Origin of the sequence: Massilia sp. W12 (assembly GCF_037300705.1) — a bacterium.
Taxonomy (GTDB): domain Bacteria; phylum Pseudomonadota; class Gammaproteobacteria; order Burkholderiales; family Burkholderiaceae_D; genus JACPVY01.
Map to the genome: position 1 here is coordinate 5746358 of NZ_CP147776.1, position 17007 is coordinate 5763364.

12 protein-coding genes and 1 pseudogene are annotated in these 17007 nt (G+C 59.3%); 4 read left to right on the forward strand and 9 right to left on the reverse strand.

The window, feature by feature from the left end; translation table 11 throughout:
• Positions 1-1161: 1161 nt before the first annotated feature.
• The 3 genes from hemE to queC all read right to left on the reverse strand — a co-directional run bounded on the left by hemE (position 1162) and on the right by queC (position 3423).
• Positions 1162-2247 (reverse strand): uroporphyrinogen decarboxylase, encoded by a 1086-nt coding sequence (gene hemE, locus V8J88_RS23665; RefSeq protein ID WP_338846755.1) that lies wholly within the window; start codon positions 2245-2247, stop codon positions 1162-1164.
• Positions 2248-2311: 64 nt separating this feature from the next.
• Complete coding sequence (locus V8J88_RS23670; protein ID WP_338846756.1) at positions 2312-2677, reverse strand: hypothetical protein; 366 nt, start codon at positions 2675-2677, stop codon at positions 2312-2314.
• 5 nt (positions 2678-2682) lie between these two features.
• Positions 2683-3423: a 7-cyano-7-deazaguanine synthase QueC gene (gene queC / locus V8J88_RS23675; protein WP_338846757.1), complete on the reverse strand. Its 741-nt coding sequence runs from the start codon at positions 3421-3423 to the stop codon at positions 2683-2685.
• A 264-nt stretch (positions 3424-3687) separates the two neighbouring features.
• On the opposite strand from queC, the gene V8J88_RS23680 reads away from it, so the two are divergent.
• Positions 3688-5466 (forward strand): DUF885 domain-containing protein, encoded by a 1779-nt coding sequence (locus V8J88_RS23680; protein ID WP_338846758.1) that lies wholly within the window; start codon positions 3688-3690, stop codon positions 5464-5466.
• A gap of 183 nt (positions 5467-5649) precedes the next feature.
• Here the strand turns inward: V8J88_RS23680 and V8J88_RS23685 are convergent.
• From V8J88_RS23685 to V8J88_RS23710, 6 genes and pseudogenes are all read right to left on the reverse strand, one after another.
• Positions 5650-6719: pseudogene (locus V8J88_RS23685) on the reverse strand (PDDEXK nuclease domain-containing protein).
• The gene (locus V8J88_RS23690; protein WP_338846759.1) at positions 6716-6880 is read right to left on the reverse strand and encodes a hypothetical protein; all 165 of its coding nucleotides are present in this window, start codon (positions 6878-6880) and stop codon (positions 6716-6718) included. Before V8J88_RS23690 ends, V8J88_RS23685 begins: the two are co-directional and overlap by 4 nt.
• 314 nt (positions 6881-7194) lie before the next feature.
• Complete coding sequence (locus tag V8J88_RS23695) at positions 7195-8553, reverse strand: sigma 54-interacting transcriptional regulator (protein ID WP_338846760.1); 1359 nt, start codon at positions 8551-8553, stop codon at positions 7195-7197.
• Positions 8554-9107: 554 nt separating this feature from the next.
• Positions 9108-10259 carry an aminopeptidase gene (locus V8J88_RS23700; RefSeq protein ID WP_338846761.1) on the reverse strand — a complete coding sequence of 384 codons (1152 nt, stop codon included), beginning with the start codon at positions 10257-10259 and terminating at the stop codon, positions 9108-9110.
• Positions 10231-11958 carry a hypothetical protein gene (locus tag V8J88_RS23705; protein ID WP_338846762.1) on the reverse strand — a complete coding sequence of 576 codons (1728 nt, stop codon included), beginning with the start codon at positions 11956-11958 and terminating at the stop codon, positions 10231-10233. Before V8J88_RS23705 ends, V8J88_RS23700 begins: the two co-directional genes overlap by 29 nt.
• Positions 11959-12045: 87 nt before the next feature.
• Entirely contained in the window at positions 12046-14151 is a 2106-nt protein-coding gene (locus V8J88_RS23710; protein WP_338846763.1) for a molybdopterin oxidoreductase family protein, read from the reverse strand.
• A gap of 189 nt (positions 14152-14340) precedes the next feature.
• Between V8J88_RS23710 and V8J88_RS23715 the strand changes: the two genes are divergently transcribed.
• Genes V8J88_RS23715 through V8J88_RS23725 form a run of 3 tightly spaced genes read left to right on the forward strand, consistent with a single transcriptional unit; the run spans position 14341 to position 16927 of the window.
• Positions 14341-15540, forward strand: coding sequence for a M20 aminoacylase family protein (locus tag V8J88_RS23715; protein ID WP_338846764.1), 1200 nt, complete (start codon positions 14341-14343; stop codon positions 15538-15540).
• On the forward strand, positions 15537-16562 hold the full coding sequence (locus V8J88_RS23720; protein WP_338846765.1) for a DUF2891 domain-containing protein: 1026 nt from the start codon (positions 15537-15539) through the stop codon (positions 16560-16562). The genes V8J88_RS23715 and V8J88_RS23720 overlap by 4 nt, the downstream gene beginning before the upstream one ends.
• A gap of 23 nt (positions 16563-16585) precedes the next feature.
• Entirely contained in the window at positions 16586-16927 is a 342-nt protein-coding gene (locus V8J88_RS23725) for a TfoX/Sxy family protein (protein ID WP_338846766.1), read from the forward strand.
• Positions 16928-17007 lie beyond the last annotated feature (80 nt).

The following is a 17007-nucleotide window of genomic DNA, read 5'->3' on the forward strand; positions in this document are numbered from 1 at the left end:
ATTTTGTGAACAATCTGCCGCAGCGCTGCCGGCAGCAGGCGCCAAGGCTTTCTCAGTCTCCTGGAAGCGAATTCTTCAGGAAATTTTTTTCCCTTTGTTTTCAAATACTTACATATTCGTGTCATAGAGATGAAAAATACCTGCCGGGTTTGTCTGCAAGCCGGGGCGCTTGCCTGGCGCTGTGCATAATTGGCGTATGGCGTCCAGATTGCAGGGTGCTGCCGGGAAAAATGTCAAGCGTGTGAAATAAAACTTTTAGTGGCAAAAATCGGGAAAAAATCCGCGTTTCGCCTTTAAGCTACGGATTTACAAGCCTTTTTTGGAAATGTCCACAGCTTCTGTGGATAAGTTTGTGAACAAAACACGCTTGACAAGTCTGGCCCGGCCCGTTAGGGGTCTTGTCAGGCCTTGCGCCGACTTGGTGCGAAGCTAAAATATTTATATAAATCAAATACTTATAAATGTATTGCAGTGCAGCGCAGTTTTTCCGCCAAGCCGCTCATGGCAGTTTGGCGGCAGTGGATAATTGTGAATTTCTTCAAATCTTTTTTGAAGAAATCGCCTAAACCATGGATTCTGCTGGACTTTTTCACTATCCACAGCGCCTGTGGATAAGTTTGTGCACAAAGCTTGGCGTAAACCCTCTAAAGACTCCCGGTAGCTTTATTAAACTTCTTGCACTGTCCCTTAGAAATTTTAAAAATCCCTTTTGAATCAATTGCTTATAAATATACCGGGAAGTATTTGCAGTCCGCTCAGGGACTCTGCAAACGTGGCTGCCGGATTGTGCATAAGCTGGCCGCAAACGGGAAAAACTTCCCGCTGCGGCTTGCGCTGAAGAAACCCGGCCCGGCGCGTAAACCCGGAGAAAAGTCAAGGATCATACGCGTTACCGGTGGTCATAAGAAGGGTGGCATAAAAGCCTGCTGATGGCGGCAGAATACAGCCAGATGGCGGATTTTCAAGATGTCCACAGCGCCTGTGGATAATTTTGTGCACAACTTGCGGCGCATGCCGCAATACCGCTTGCCTGCGGTAGCTTTGGCCCCTGCGTCAGCCTTATTTAAATAGAAAAAGCCCTTTTATATCAAGGGCTTATGAAATTCATGCAAAATCGTGCCGGGTTTCCCTGCGGCCCCGGGGAATTGTGAATAAGTATCGTCAGACGGCGCCGGAAACGCGGTGGTATGCAGGACTGAGTTCCCGCACCGCCTGCACCAGCGCAGTCACGGCTTCCGGCGGCGTGTGTTGGGAAATGCCGTGACCCAGATTGAACACATGGCCGCTGTGCGCATCGTGTTGGCCGAAGCTGGCCAGGATGTGCGCGACTTCATTGCGGATAGCAGCGTCGCCAGCCATTAAAATCGCCGGATCCAGATTGCCTTGCAGCGCCACTTTATGGCCGACGCGCGCGCGCGCCTGGCCGGGGTCGCAAGTCCAATCCAGGCCGAGCGCATCGGCGCCGCTGTCGGCCATGGCTTCCAGCCATTGCCCGCCGCCCTTGGTGAAAACGATCACCGGCACACGGCCTTCCGGGCCGGGCTGCAATTGTTGGATGATGGCGCGCATATAGTCGAGCGAAAAAGCTTGATACATATTCGCCGCCAACGCGCCGCCCCAGGAATCAAACAGCATCACGGCTTGTGCGCCGGCCTGGATTTGCTGGTTCAGATAGGCCGCCACAGCATCCGCATTCACTTGCAAAATATGGCGCAGCAAGTCGGGGCGGCGGTACATCATGGCCTTGATGGTATGGAATTCTTTCGAGCTGCCGCCTTCCACCATATAGCAAGCCAGGGTCCAGGGGCTGCCGGCGAAGCCGATCAGCGGTACGCGCCCTGCCAGCGCTTTGCGGATCGAGGTCACAGCGTCAAACACATAGCGCAGCTTGTCCATATCCGGCACGCGCAGCGCCAGCACGGCGGCTTCGTCTTGCAGCGGGTGCGCGAATTGCGGCCCTTCGCCTTCGACGAAAGTCAGGCCTAAGCCCATGGCGTCGGGCACGGTGAGAATATCGGAAAACAGAATCGCGGCGTCCAGACCGTAGCGGTCGATGGGTTGCAGCGTGACATCAGTGCAGAAATCGGGATTGGTGGCCAGGCCCATGAAGGAACCGGCTTGCTGGCGAACGGCGCGGTATTCCGGCAGATAGCGCCCGGCTTGGCGCATCAGCCACAGCGGGGTGGCATCAGTCGGTTGACGGCGCAGGGCGCGCAAAAAGCGGTCATTCTGTAGCGGAGCAAACATGGCTGGCCTTGGCGAACGCGAAAACCGTAAACTATAGCACAGTTCCAGGCAGGCGCCGGGCGCCTCAAACCGCTTGTTGCCGCGCAAATTTGCGCAAGCCCTGGAAGGCGTCGATATAACAATACAGCAGCAATAAGCCGAGCGGCAGGTGCAAGGGATGTTCTTGCAAAATCAGGCAAATGATTTGATCCAGCACCAGCACGGCGGCGGCCAGCAGCAGGCACACCGGGCTGCGCAGGCGGATACACCAGCTCAAGCCGCCAAATAAAATCAATTCGGCGAAAAACAGCTCGACATCTTCGGCATGCAAGCCATACACCGCGATAAACAGCAGCAGTTTGGCGAAGGGATAGGCCAGCCCGGCCCAGATGGCGTGACGCAGCGCGCGCTCGCTCGGGGCCGGCAATTCGCCTTGAACGGGGGCCAGCATCTGCATTAACCGCCAAACGCCGCCGGCGCCTGCAGCGCGCTTTGATATTCCTGCCAGCCGCGCGCGCGCAGTTCGCAGGCCGGGCAGGCGCCGCAGCCATGGCCCCAGGCGTGCAAGTCGCCGCGTTCGCCCAGGTAACAGGTGTGGGTGTCCTGGCGGATCAATTCCAGCAGCGCGTCGCCGCCGCATTCCTGCGCTAAGCGCCAGGTAGCGGCTTTGGACAGCCACATCAGCGGCGTTTCCAGCGTCAGGCGGGTATCCATGCCCAGATTCAGCGCGACTTGCAATGCTTTGATGGTGTCGTCGCGGCAATCCGGGTAGCCGGAATAATCGGTCTCGCACATGCCGCCCACCAGCACCGTCAGACCGCGCCGGTAAGCCAGGGTCGCCGCCAGGGTTAAAAACAGCAGATTGCGCCCCGGCACAAAGGTATTCGGCAAACCGTTTTCCTGGAATTTGATGGCGCATTCCGAGGTCAGCGCGGTATCGGAAATCTGCCCCAGCAAACCCAGGTCGAGCAAATGATCCTGCCCCAGCTTGGCGTCCCAGGCGCTGGACATGGCGCGCATGCGCTGTAACAGCAGCGGTCTTTGCTGCAGTTCAATCACATGCCGCTGGCCATAATCAAAACCCAGCGTTTCCACATGGGCGTAACGTTGCAAGGCCCAGGCTAAGCAAGTGGTGGAATCCTGGCCCCCGCTGAACAATACCAGCGCGCGCCCGGGGTGCGAAGTCAGATCGGACATGGTTGTAAGCTCGTTGATTGGAATGCCGGCATTATCGCGCATTTGGCGCGCAGTCTGGATATGTCTGTCGGCATGAGAGGCATGGCGCTGCCGTATTTTGGCGGCGCAAAACAAGCATCGCCCAGGCGCGCGCAAACCGGATTTTGTGCAGTCAAATTTGTTCTGCGCTGCATAAAATCAAAATCTTGCGCGATCCTGCGCTGTGCGGCGTTTCTGCTGCGATGATGTGGCTTTCTCTGTTTGATTTGTCTGCCATTTTCCGCCATGAAAAATCTGTTCCGTCTGGGCGCTTTGTGCGTCGCTCTCGCTTTTCCTGTCTCTTCTGTGCTGGCGCAAACCGCTGCGGCGCCGGCGTCAAAGAGTCAACATGCCGCCAGCCGGCAGATGCAACAACTGCAAAAGGATTATCTCGATGCGCTGTGGCGGGCGCAGCCGGATACGGCAATCTGGGCCGGGAAATTTGACCACGCCGCGCAGCAGATGATTCCGGATGCGGCGCAGCGCAAGCGCGATCTGGCGTTTGCGCGCAGCTGGCTGGCGCGCTTTGATCAGGTGAATGCGGCGGCTTTGCCGGCGGCGGCGCAGGTTGATCTGGCTTTGATCCAAAACCAGCTGCACAGCGAAATCTGGCATTTGCAAGAAAACGATGAGTACCGCTGGAATCCATCCGATTACAACCTCGGCTGGAGTCTGGATAAGATGTTGAACACGCCCTATGCGCCGCTGGAAAAGCGCTTGCAGGATATCAGCCTGCGCTTGGCCAAGGCGCCGGCGTATTACCGCGCGGCGCGCGCCAATCTGCACAATCCGACCCCGGAACATACTGAGCTGGCGATTCAGCAAAGCAGCGGCGTATTGCAGGTGTTTGCGGAAATCGGCAAGCAGGCCAAGACAGCCAAATTGGATGCTGCTGCGTCGAGCCTGTTGCAACAACGTTTAGCCGCAGCGCGCGATGCGCTGCAAGACTACACCCTGTCCTTGCGCGTGCTGCTGGCCAGGGGCGAGGCCAAGCGCAGTTTCCGGATTGGCAAAGAGGTGTATGAAAAACGCTTTGTGCGCCAGATTCAATCCGGCTTGACGGGGGAGGAAACCTATCAGCGCGCATTGGCGGCGAAAGAGCAGATGCTGACGCGCATGGAAAAAATCAGCGATGAGCTGTGGCCGAAATACATGGCCGGGCGCGACAAACCGGCGCAGCGTGAGGCGAAAATCGGTTTGTTGATTGATGAGCTGTCGAAACGCCACAGCAAGCCGGAAAATTTTGTTGAGGATGTGCGCGCCCAGTTGCCGGAATTGACGCGCTGGGTGTTGGAAAAAAATCTGCTGGGGGCGGATGCCAGCAAGCCTTTGCAAGTGCGCGAAACTCCTTTGTATCAGCGCGGCGTGACCACCGCCAGCATTGAAGCGCCCGGCCCGTTCCGCCCGCAGGACCCGACTTACTACAATGTGTCGCCCCTGACCGATCTGCCGCCAGAGCAAGCCGAGAGCTGGCTGCGCGAATATAACTACTGGATTTTGCAGATTCTGAATATCCACGAAGCGATTCCGGGACACTACACCCAACTCGTGTATGCGAATAAATCGCCTTCGCTGATCAAGACCCTGTTTGGCAATGGAACCATGATTGAAGGCTGGGCGGTGTATGGCGAGCTGATGATGATGGAATCCGGTTATGGCGGGAATACGCCGGAAATGTGGTTGATGTATTCCAAGTGGAATTTACGCGCGATCTGCAACACTATTTTGGATTACAGCGTGCATGTGCTGGGCATGACGCGCGAGCAGGCGCTGGATTTATTGCAGCGTCAGGCGTTTCAGAGCGAAGCCGAAGCGCTCGGCAAATGGCGCCGCGTGCAGCTGACTTCAGTGCAGCTGGCCAGTTATTACAGCGGTTTTTCAGCGATTCACGCACTGCGCGAAGAGCGCCGCAAAAGCTTGGGCGAGCGCTTTGATTTGAAACAATTCCATGAGGAATTTTTGTCTTATGGCAGCGCGCCGGTGCCGATGATTGCGCGCCTGATGCGGGAGAAAGCGGTGAAATAGTGCGGCATAGCGCACACGTTTGGCTGGCCCAGGCATATCGGGAGTGCCGCAGCGGCAGGATGTGCGGAACGGTTGATTGGACTTGGCTGAAACTGACAGGTGCTTAAGCACTCCAGTCTTTGCCGCTTCCGCCCAGCGCTGCCAGGTCTTGAGGGCAGGGGTGTTTGCGTTCGGCATCCTCACTCATTCGTCCTCATCTGCCTGCGCCGGGCCGGCCAATTCCTGCTCAATCTGCTCAATGCTGGGCAGACTGGTGCGCAGTTCAGCAGGCATGGATTCCAGCAATTTGAATTCGGCGATGCCCATGGGCTGGGATTTATCGCCGAGTGCATATTCTGCCACCACCCTGTTTTTGCTCTTGCACAGCAGCAGGCCTATCGTTGGATTATCCTGCTCATGCTTGACTTGTCGATCCACTGCTGTCAGGTAAAAACCCAACTGCCCCAAGTGTTCAGGCTTGAATTTGCCGGCTTTCAACTCGATTACCACATAGCAGCGCAGCTTCAGGTGGTAGAACAATAAGTCAATGAAGAAGTCCTCGTCGCCCACATTCAGCAGCACCTGCCTGCCGACAAAGGCGAAGCCTGCACCCAATTCCAGCAGAAATCCGGTGACATGTTTGACCAGGGCGTGTTCGATCTCGCGTTCCTGCGCTGCTTCGCTCAGGCCGAGAAAATCGAAACGGTAGGGATCTTTCAAGGATTCCTGCGCCAGATCTGATAAGGGTTTGGGCAGGCGCGTCTCGAAGTTGGTGATGGCTTGCGCTGAGCGGGTGTGCAATTGGGTTTCAATTTGCATTTCAAGCACGTTGCGCGACCATTGGTGTGCAATGGCCTGCGCCAAATACCAGTCGCGCAGCTCGCGGGTTTTGAGTTTGTCCAGCAAGGTGCATAGATGAAACCACGGCAATTGTGCAGCAGCCTGCTGCACAAATTCAGGCTCAGGCCATGCTTCGGCAAAGGCGCGCATGTATTTGAGGTTGCGCGAAGAAAAACCCTTCATATCCGGAAAGGACGTGCGCAAGTCGTGCGCAAGTCGTGCGCCAGCCGTTCGATCACCTTGGCGCCCCAGCCTTGCTCAGCCTGCCGGGTCAGAATATCGCGTCCGATCTGCCAGTACAGTCCCACCAGTTCGCGGTTGAGCGTCAGCGTCGCCCGCAGCTGGGCGTTGTGGATGCGGTTTTTTAAATCCGCCAGCCATTTGGCGTAGCCCTCCGGGGGCGGGATCAATGAAGGTGGTTTTTCCCGGCTCATTGGATCTGCTCCCTTGCATCAAATATCCAACCCGGTGTTTCCTCATCGTTCCGGATGGTGGCGTGCTGAGCGGGATGCATTATGCGCGCCAGGCATTGGCGAACAGGCGCTCGCAGGGTATCCAATATTTTCAGGCTGGAAGGCAGGTGAATCTCGACCATGGGATGTATTCCTTGTACTCGCTGGCAGCCATCCCCAGCCGTGTGTGGCAGGCTGACTGCGCTACGCTGTGCGCAAGTCTTGCTTGTCTGCAAGCCAGGCCTCAAGAACGTGTGTTCAGCTGATGTGGCGCGGCAAAAGATTTTGGATCAAGAGAAAAGCGTCAGCCATTGTATCAGCCCGGCGCCAGACAGATGAAAAGCCGGCGCCCAGCGAGGCGCGGAAATGATGCCTCAATGCGCCCGATGCCGGCGGCGTGACAAAGGAATGGGCGCGGGCCGCTCCACCACAGCGGCTCATCAAAGGAATTGCCCCCTCAACACACCTGCCGCCGGTTCGCCTTGCGCATTTGCAAGGCGCGGTCTGTCACGCCCAAGCGCTTGGCCGCGCGTTGCAGATTGCCGCCTTCCTGCTCCAGGCCAACTTGCATCGCCACATCCGCCGCCGCCTGGCTGATTTCTTTCAAGCCTATGCCCATGTCCACCGCCTGCCGCACGGCTTGCATAAAGCCGGCATGCGGCCACATATTGTCCGGGGCCTGATATTGCGCCCGCTCTTCTATCGGCACATCGCCGATGGTGATCGGGCTGCCGCCGGTGTGGCGGTACCAGATGCGTGAGACCAATTGGCGCAGCTCGCGCACATTGCCGGGGTAGTCGCGGCTTTGCAAAAACTGGCGCACCGCCGGGTCAAATTCAAAGTTTGAGGCGCGGCGGTCGAGCTGGCTCAAAAAATGATGCGCCAGCGGCAGGATGTCTTCTTTGCGCTCGCGCAGCGATGGGGTGCGGCAGCGCCAGGCGGCGATGCGGTAAAACAGGTCGGCGCGGAAATTGCCTTTCGCCACTTCCGCTTCCAAATCGCGGTTGGTGGCGCACACCAGGCGGAATTCGGTGTGCTGCCAATGATTGCTGCCCAGGCGCTTGTATTTGTGTTCTTGAATCACGCGCAGCAATTGCGCTTGCAGCGGCAGCGGCAATTCGCCGATTTCATCCAAAAACAGCACGCCGCCATCGGCCAGCGCAAAGGCGCCGTCGCGCGCGCCTTGTGCGCCGGTGTAGGCGCCGCGTTCGTGGCCGAAAAATTCAGAGCCGGATAATTCACGCGAAATCGTGCTGCAATCCAAAATCACCAATTCGCCCTTGTCCGGGCGCGGGTCAAGTTGGTGAATCAGGCGCGCCACCAATTCCTTGCCGGTGCCGGTTTCACCTGTCACCAATACCGGGGCCTGGGTGAAGGCGGCGACTTCGACCAGCGAATGCAGGAGCTGACGCCAGGCGCAGCTCTGTCCCACCAACTGGGACTGCACGGTATCAGATTCAGCCAGCTGCTGCACTGCGCACCAGCGCTGCATGCGTGCGCGGATCGGTGCGGCGTCGCGCGGCATGCCGCTCCAGCACCAGACATCCGCCGCGCCGGTTTGCAGCACCGTCCACATTTGCGCCGGACTTAAGCTGTCTTGCTGCAGGCACAGCGCCAGCACGCTGGCTTGCTGCGATAAGAGGCGCAAGTCTTCCAGCAGATTGTCGTCGATGTGCTGGAACAGGCAGACGCCAAAACGCAAGTCTGCGCGCTGCGGCAAGACTTCCACGCCGGCTTGCTGCAACAGCTGCTGCAGCGCTTGTTTAGCCGATGCGGCGATTTCGGCGCCGCTGTGTATCCAGGTTTGCAACTTCATCGCCCACACTCCATCTCAGAGTAAGCCTGCAAACAGGCGTGCCGAGCCATACCGCAGGCTCAAAGCGCGCTGTGTTTCAAGGTGAAAGCCGCCGCAGACGCCAGCTGTTTTGCTGGTGCGGCATCGAAGGCCGGCTTGCAGCGACGCGAATTGGCGTTGCAGGCCGACATGCAAAACGAGCGCTGATCTTACCCAAAAAAAGCGATGTCGCATTGCAGCAATTTTGCCTGCTGTCGCCGCAATTGCGCCGCCGGAAAAGCGTTGTGGCGCAAATCTGACGCGAAATAAACTGCTGGTGGCGGCGCCGTCATTAACCGGATTGCGCTGAAAAGCGTGCCATCCTTCCCTCTGATGCGCCGGGCAAGATGCCTGGATGAAAAACGGGCGCAAGCAAATACATAAATTAACTGGCACGGTATGTTTGCAAAAAAATCACTTTCCGGAAGGAAAATTGTAACAGTGCTGATTATGTCGCGTTGAGGCGACAATTGTTTGCTATGTCATGTCATCAATTCAAATCTGTGCTGCATTGCAGGGTGCTGTGTTGCCGGATTTTATCGGCTGTCCTGCCGCGCCGCCATCGGATCGGCGCAGTCCGCGCTTAAAAAGCCGGGCATGTCGTTGACATCGGCGGCGCGCGCCTGCAGCGCTTGCAGGGCTTGGGCGCGTTCTGCCGGCGCTTGCCGCGTCAACTCGCGTGCGGCTTGATAAAACGCCGGGAAGCTGCCGGTTTCGCGCAGCAATTGCAGCCAGGCCGGGGTTTGCTGGTGGTAGGTGGCGACTGCGGCCAGATGCGCATTGCCGGGCAGGTCGGCAAACCAGCGGTCATAGCCGGCATAGCCGTCCCAGCTGTGCTTCAGGTCTTGATATTGCTGCTGCATACGGGCCAGGATGCGGTTTTTGGCGGCGCGTTTTTGCGCCTCATCGTGCGGCTGGGCGTAGGCGGTTTGCAAGGCGGTGCGGGTGTTTTGCAGCAGCGCCAGATAGTCCAGCTGGCGTTGGCGCTGCACCCGCCATTGCTGGCGCAGCTGCGGCAGGCGGCGGCAGTGCAGCCACCGTTCCAGCGCCGCCAATTCGACGGCGGTGGCGAAAGATTCATTCATGCCGCTGTCATTCTGCACATACAAGACCTGATGCGCCAATTCGTGAAACATCAGGCGCGCCAATTCCGCTTCCGGGTAATGCAGGAAGGAAGACAGCAGCGGGTCGGCAAACCAGCCCAGCGTGGAATACGCCGGCACGCCGTAAAAATGCACGTCATATCCCTGGCTGCGCAAGCTGGCGGCGAAGGCTTCGCCTTCTTGCTGGTCGTAATAGCCGCGATAACTGACGCACCCGGCCACCGGGTAGCACCAGTGCAGCGGCGTGAGTGAAAATTCAGGCGTCGCCACCACATTCCACAAAGGATAGGGGCGCGGCAATTGCACATAGCGGCGGAAGCTTTGATTGTCGGGCAGGCCGATTTCACTGACGGAGAAATGGCGTATCTGTTGCGCCAATTGCAGGCGCGCGCGCAGTTCCGGTTTGCTGTCCGGGTCGTCCAGCACGGCTTGCAGCGGGCGCGCGGACAGCGCCAGCGTCAATTGCCCTTGCGCCGCCTGGCTGTAATATTGCAGGGCGCCGCAGCCGCTCAAGAACAGCGGCGGCAGCAGGGCGCAGGCGGCGCGCAGCGCGCGCTTACAGATTGAATTCAATATGGAGTTCATCTTCATCCATCTGGGCGCGGGTGCGCGCCAAATCAAGCAGGAACATCAGCTCGCGGTATTCATCCAGATCAAAACCGTGCCGCTCGCCGGCGCGGTCGTCACGCAACATGTCTTGTAAAAACGGAATCGCCTGGCTGGTGCCCCACAGCAGGCTGATGCGCTGGCACAGCTCGGGACGTTGCGCCAGCAGGCCGGGGCCGGCGGGCGGCGCGGCATTCCATTCGGGAATGTGGACATTGCAATATTGCATGAATTGGCGGCGGCAGCGCTGAAAATCCGGCTCGCGGCCCAAGGCGCGATACAGATCGAGCAAATACATCCAGACCAGCGGCGCCACGGCGGCCGGTTCAGGCGCGATGGTGTGCTCCAGCAATGCCGCCGCCTTGTCGTTCTGGCCCAGCGAAACCCAGAATTCGGCTTCGTGCAAGATGTCGGTGACTTCGCCGACCTGCGGTAAATCCTGTTGCCGCACGGGCGGGGCGTCATCTTCTTCATGTTGCGCGGGGGCCGGCGGCTGGCGCAGATTGCCGACAAAGGCCAGCGCTGCTTCCGGTTCCGGCGTATGCGAGGGTTGCGGCGGCGCAGGTGTGGACGCGGGCGCTGCGGTCTGCGGCGCTGGCGCGCTGCTTGCCGGCGCCGGCGTGCTGGCGGGTTTGCCGGCGCGCCCACGCGGCGCCGGGGTGGCGGGCGGGGCGGTCGCGGGCGCCATGCTGTTTTGCCATGTGCTTTGATCCGCCAGACTGCGCCACAGGCCGGCTTGCTGACGCAGGCCGCGCACGCGCCACAGCAGCCAGCCAATCGCCAGCATGGCCAGACTGAGCAGGGCGCCCAGCCCGGCCAGCCATGGCGCGCCGCTGGCGTTGGCGGGGCCGCTCAATTGCCGCTCTTGTTGTGCGCTCAGGCGCTGCAGGCGCTCGGCTTCGGCTTCCAGCATGCGGATTTTTTGTTGCAGCGCAGTCAGTTCCAGCGGCGCCGTGCTTGTTTCAGTTTTGGCGGCGGGGCTTGTCGCGCGCTGCAGTTTTTGCAGGCTCTCGGGCGACAGGCCAAAGGCTTTGGCCAACACCAATTCTTCGATTTCGGCGTGCATCGCGCTGTCTTGCGCGGCGCTCAGGCGCAATACCGGGCGTGGCGCATCGGCTGGCGGCGGCGGTATTTTGCGCGCGCTGGATTGACGCATGTGCGCTGACGCAGCGGCGGCGGTTGCCGCAGGCGCGCCCGGCGCTGCCGGCTCGCTGTGCACTTCAGCATGCGCCGGTTTGCGCTTGCTGCGCGTGTGTGGCGTGGCGGACGGTATGGCTTGCGGGGTGGAAGCTTGCGCCGGCAAGTCCAGCAGCAGATCCCAGTTGCGCGACACGATCTGGCCGCAGGACATCTGCACTTGCAAGGTGAATGCCGGTTCGTGCAGCGGGTTGGCGCTGCTGATGACTAAGCGTTGACGCTCTGTTTGCAGGCGCACTTGCGCTTGTTGCAGCAAGACTCCTTCCAGATTCAGCAGATTGGCGCGGATGCAGGAGGGATGCAGGTTTTCCAGGTCATTGCCCAGCAGGCTGACTTGGGCCGCCAGCGGCTGGCCGAAGTGCGAATGCAATTGCGCCTCTCCCAGGCCGAGCGCCTGCGCCGGCCAGGAGCATGCCGCCAACAGCGCAGCAACGATGTTGCGCCGGGCGCGTTTGCCTCCCGCATCCTCCTTACCTGCCATCCCCAATATCCATTTCTTATTGATAGTTGGAGAATTATATGGCCCGCAGGGACGCTTGCCGCTTTTTTCAGCAAAAAATATTGCAAATTATTTTACTTTTTCGACTTCCACCAAAACATCGTAAAAAGTCGGGCCTTCGCCCATATCGGTCACGCGCTGGCTGGTCAATTCGTTCACATTTTTGCCGTCACGCGCGTATTTTTTCCACCAGATCGACAAGCCCACCAGCAAACCGGGCCGCACTTTATCGGTGACGCGCAAGACGGCTTGCATGCTGCCGCGATCATTGAAGGCGCGCACCAGATCGCCATGTTGCAAGCCGCGTTTGGCCGCTTCATCGGGATGCAATTCGAGATGCGGCTCGCCTTCGGTGTCGCGCAGGCTTTTCACATTCACAAAGGTGGAATTGAGAAAATTGCGCTGCGGCGGCGAAATCATGGCCAGCGGATAGCGCGCCGCCAGTTCCGGCGTGGTGGCTGCCGATTCATGCGGGCCGATATATGCCGGCAGCGGATCTAAACCATGTTTGGCCATGGTTTCAGAATAAAACTCACATTTGCCGGACGGGGTTTTAAAACCGCCTTTGGCGAACGGCGCGGCGGGCATATTCAGCTTTTGCCAGCCTTCGCGCTTCATCACTTCCCAGTCGAAATGGCTGCTGCGCGCATCCTCGCGCTTAAATGCGTGTGCGGCCAGGGTTTCATCGCTGTCGGCAAAGCAGTCTTCGTGAAAGCCCATGGCGCGCGCCAGCAGGCGGAAAATCTCGCTGTTCGGCTTGGCCTCGCCGAGCGGCGCGATGGCTTGATTATTCGCCATCATATACGTGTGGCCATAGGTGGCGTGCACGTCCACATGCTCCAACTGGGTGGTGGCCGGCAGAATGATGTCGGCATAGTCGCAGGTATCGGTTTGGAAGTGTTCCAACACCACGGTGAACAAATCTTCGCGCGCAAAGCCTTGCGCCACCTTGGCCGATTCCGGCGCCACCGCCACCGGATTGCTGTTGTACACAATCAGGGCTTCGATTTGCGGTCCGAATTCGGGCGAAGCGGGTTTGAGCAAATCATCGCCGATGGTGCTCATATTGATATGGCGCTGCTTTTTGCCGGCGGGGAATAAATCCGGGCGCTGCAGCCAGGCTTGATTTTTGGCGAAGGAATCAGAGGCGGATAATTGGATGCCGCCGGCGGCGTGACGCCAGGCCCCGACCAGCGCCGGCAGACAGGCGATATTGCGCACCGCCATACCGCCGCCATGGGTGCGCTGCAAGCCATAGTTGACGCGGATCGCGACCGCCTGGCCGTCTTTCGCCGCGCTGCCATACAGGCGCGCCAGCTGCACGATTTGCACCGGCTCCAGGCCGCAAACTTCAGCGGTGCGCTCCGGCGTCCACTCGCGCACACGCTCGCGCAAGGCTTCAAAGCCCAGCGTGTATTGGGCAATGTAATCGTGGTCGAGCCAGTCTTCTTCAATCAGCAGATGCATCAGACCGAGCGCCAGCGCGGAATCCGTGCCCGGCAGCGGGGCCAGATGCATATGGCATTTTTCCGCAGTGAGCGAGCGGTAAGGGTCAATCGCCACCAGGGTGGCGCCATTGCGTTTGGCTTCCTGCGCGCGCATCCAGAAATGCAGATTCGAGGCGATCGGATTGCCGCCCCAGATCAGGATCACGCTGGACTTGGAAAAAGCTTCCAGCTCCGTGCCGATGCGGGCCCCGATGGTGTATTTATAGCCGGTGGCGCCGGCGGCGGAGCAAATGGTGCGCTTTAATTCCGAGGCGCCCAGGCGGTTTAAAAAGCGCGTGGCCATCGATTCGCCCTGCACCACGCCCATGGTGCCGGCATAGCTGTAAGGCACAATCGCCTGCGCGTCGCGTGCAGCGATTTCCTGTAGGCGGCTGGCGATGGTGTGCAGCGCTTCATCCCAGCTGATGCGGGCAAATTTACCTTCTCCTTTGGCGCCAATCCGGCGCATCGGGTACAACAGACGTTCCGGGTGGTAGGTGCGTTCAGCATAGCGCGAGACCTTGGTGCACAGCACGCCGGCGGTGGTGGGATGATCGGGATTGCCCTTAACTTCAGTGGCGATCCCGTCTTCAACCGTCACCAACAAGGCGCAGGTATCGGGGCAATCATGCGGGCAGGCGGCGCGCACCACATGCTTGGCGGCGGCGGTTTCGGCGGAGGTGGACATGGCTGGTATCCGGCTGGAAGTGGCTGCAGAAAAGCAGATAATGTACACGATTCACCGCCGCAGCGCAGGGCGCCGTCCCGGCACGCTATGTTGCGGCGCGCCTGACGTAAAAACCGGAAGCCGGGTAAGATGGCCGCACTGTGAACAATCAGGCTGCCGCACGACGGCGGCCAAACGAGGAAAACAAACATGAATCTGATTGCACCCATCGTCGGCTACAGCGCCGAAATGGCACAGATCAGGCGCACTATCCACGCCCATCCCGAACTGTGCTACGAAGAAGTCATGACCGCCGAACTGGTGGCGCAACAATTGGCGTCCTGGGGCATTCCCATGCTGCGCGGCTTAGCCAAAACCGGCGTGATCGGCATCATCAAAAAAGGCAGCAGCGCGCGCGCCATCGGTTTGCGCGCCGATATGGATGCGCTGCCGATGCAAGAGCTGAACACTTTTGCGCACGCCTCCAAACATGCGGGCAAGATGCACGCCTGCGGCCACGACGGCCATACCGCGATGTTGCTGACCGCCGCCCGCTATTTGCAGCAGGAAGCGCAATTTGACGGCACGGTGTACCTGATTTTCCAGCCGGCGGAAGAGGGCGGCGGCGGCGCGCGTGAGATGATCGCCGAAGGCTTGTTTGAAAAATGCCCGATGGACGCGGTGTACGGCATGCACAACTGGCCCGGCATCGCAGTCGGCGCGTTTGGCGTCACGCCGGGGCCGATGATGGCTTCCAGCAATGAATTCGACCTCACCATTCGCGGCAAAGGCGGCCATGCCGCGCTGCCGCACAAGAGCGTTGATCCGGTGATGTGTGCGGTGCAAATCGCGCAAGCCTGGCAAACCATCATCACGCGCAATAAAAACCCGCTCGACACCGCTGTGATTTCCCTGACCCAGATCAACGCCGGCACCACCACCAATGTGATTCCGGATGATGCGCGCATGCAAGGCACGGTGCGCGCCTTCCGGAATGAAGTGCTGGATTTGATCGAAAAACGCATGGGCGACATCGCGCAACATATCGGCGCCGCGTTTGATGTGGAGATTGATTTCCGCTTCCGCCGCAATTACCCGCCGGTGATCAACCACGAAAAAGAAACCGCGTTTGCGGTGCAAATTTTGCAAGGCCTGGTGGGCGCGGCGAATGTCGATGCGCGCACTGAGCCGAGCATGGGGGCGGAAGATTTTGCCTATTTCCTGCAGCACAAACCGGGTTGTTATGTCTTCATCGGCAATGGCGAGGGCAGCCACCGCGACGCCGGGCATGGCCTTGGCCCCTGCAATTTGCATAACGCGAGTTACGATTTCAACGACGCCTTGCTGCCCATCGGCGCCAGTTTCTGGGTGCGCTTGACCGAAGCCGCACTGGCGCCGGAGGCGGCATGAGCGCCTTGCCTGCGCTGGACTTGGCGCTGGCGCAGCATCTGGCCGACATCGCCTTGCAAAACGTGGCGCAGGAATATCCCAACAAGCTTGATCATGTGATGCAGGGCGAGGCCGATGTGCAAAGTCCGCGCGCCCTGCATCCGGTGTTTTACGGCAGCCTGGATTGGCATTCCTGCGTGCACATGTTTTGGAGCATGGCGCGCCTGCTGCGTCTGCAGCCGCAACTTGCGCAAGCGGGGCAGATTACGGCCTGGTTTGAGGCGCATCTGAGGCCTGAGAAAATCGGCGCGGAATGCGCGTATTTGCAGCAGCCCTTGCGCCAGAGTTTTGAGCGCACCTATGGCTGGGCCTGGTTGCTCAAGCTGCAAGTCGAATTCGACTTGCTGGCGGCGCAACTGCCCGCCGCGCGCGCCTGGCGTGATGCTTTGCAGCCCTTGACGCATGCGTTTGTCGAGCGCTATTTGCATTTCCTGCCGCTGGCGCATTTCCCGATTCGCGCCGGCACGCATGCGAATAGCGCATTCGGCCTCTTGTTTGCGCTGGAATATGCGCAGCATGCGCAACATCCTGCCCTGCGCCGCCTGATTCATGAAAAAGCGCATGCCTGGTTTGGCCGCGATTACGCCTATCCGGCGCGCATGGAGCCAAGCAGCGATGACTTTTTATCCGGCGGTTTGATGGAAGCGGTGTTGATGCACAAAGTCGTGCCGGATTGCGATTTCGTCGATTGGTGGCAGCAATTCAGCCCGCCGCAGCAAGAGCTTGGCCACTGGCTGAGCCCGGTTGGCGTAAGCGACCGCAGCGACCCCAAACTGGCCCATCTGGATGGCTTAAACCTGTCACGCGCCTGGTGCTGGCGCGTGTTGCTGCCAGCCCTGCCAAGCGAATTGCAGCCTGTGGCGCAACAGGCGCTGCAAGCGCATTTGCAAGCTTCCCAGGCGCACGCCCTGGCCGGCGACTATGCGGGCACGCATTGGCTGGGCAGTTTTGTCTTGCTGGCCTTGACGGAAGGCGCGGCTTGACGCTTTTTTATCCGGGAGCGTGCATGGCCTATGATGAGAATTTGGCGGCGCGCGTGCGCAGCCTGCTGCAAGCCGGCAACCTTGATTTCGACGAGAAAAAGATGTTCGGCGGCTTGGCGTTTTTATTGCACGGCAATATGTTCGCCGGCGTCAACCAGGGCGTGATGATGGCGCGCGTTGGCCCCGCCGCCTGGGCTGAAGCCTTGCAGCAAGCCGGCGCGCGCGAAATGGATTTCACCGGCAAATCCTTGCGCGGCTATGTCTGGGTGGACGCCAAGGTTTTGCACAGCGATGAAGCCTTGCAAAGCTGGTTGCAGCGCTGTTTGCGCTTTGTTTCCAGCTTGCCGGCTAAGCCGCTGCGCTGAAGGCTACTGCGTCTTTATCTTAACTGGAAAGAACCCGGTTTGGCGTGAAAAAAGCTTTGACGGATTGCTGTCGGATAATC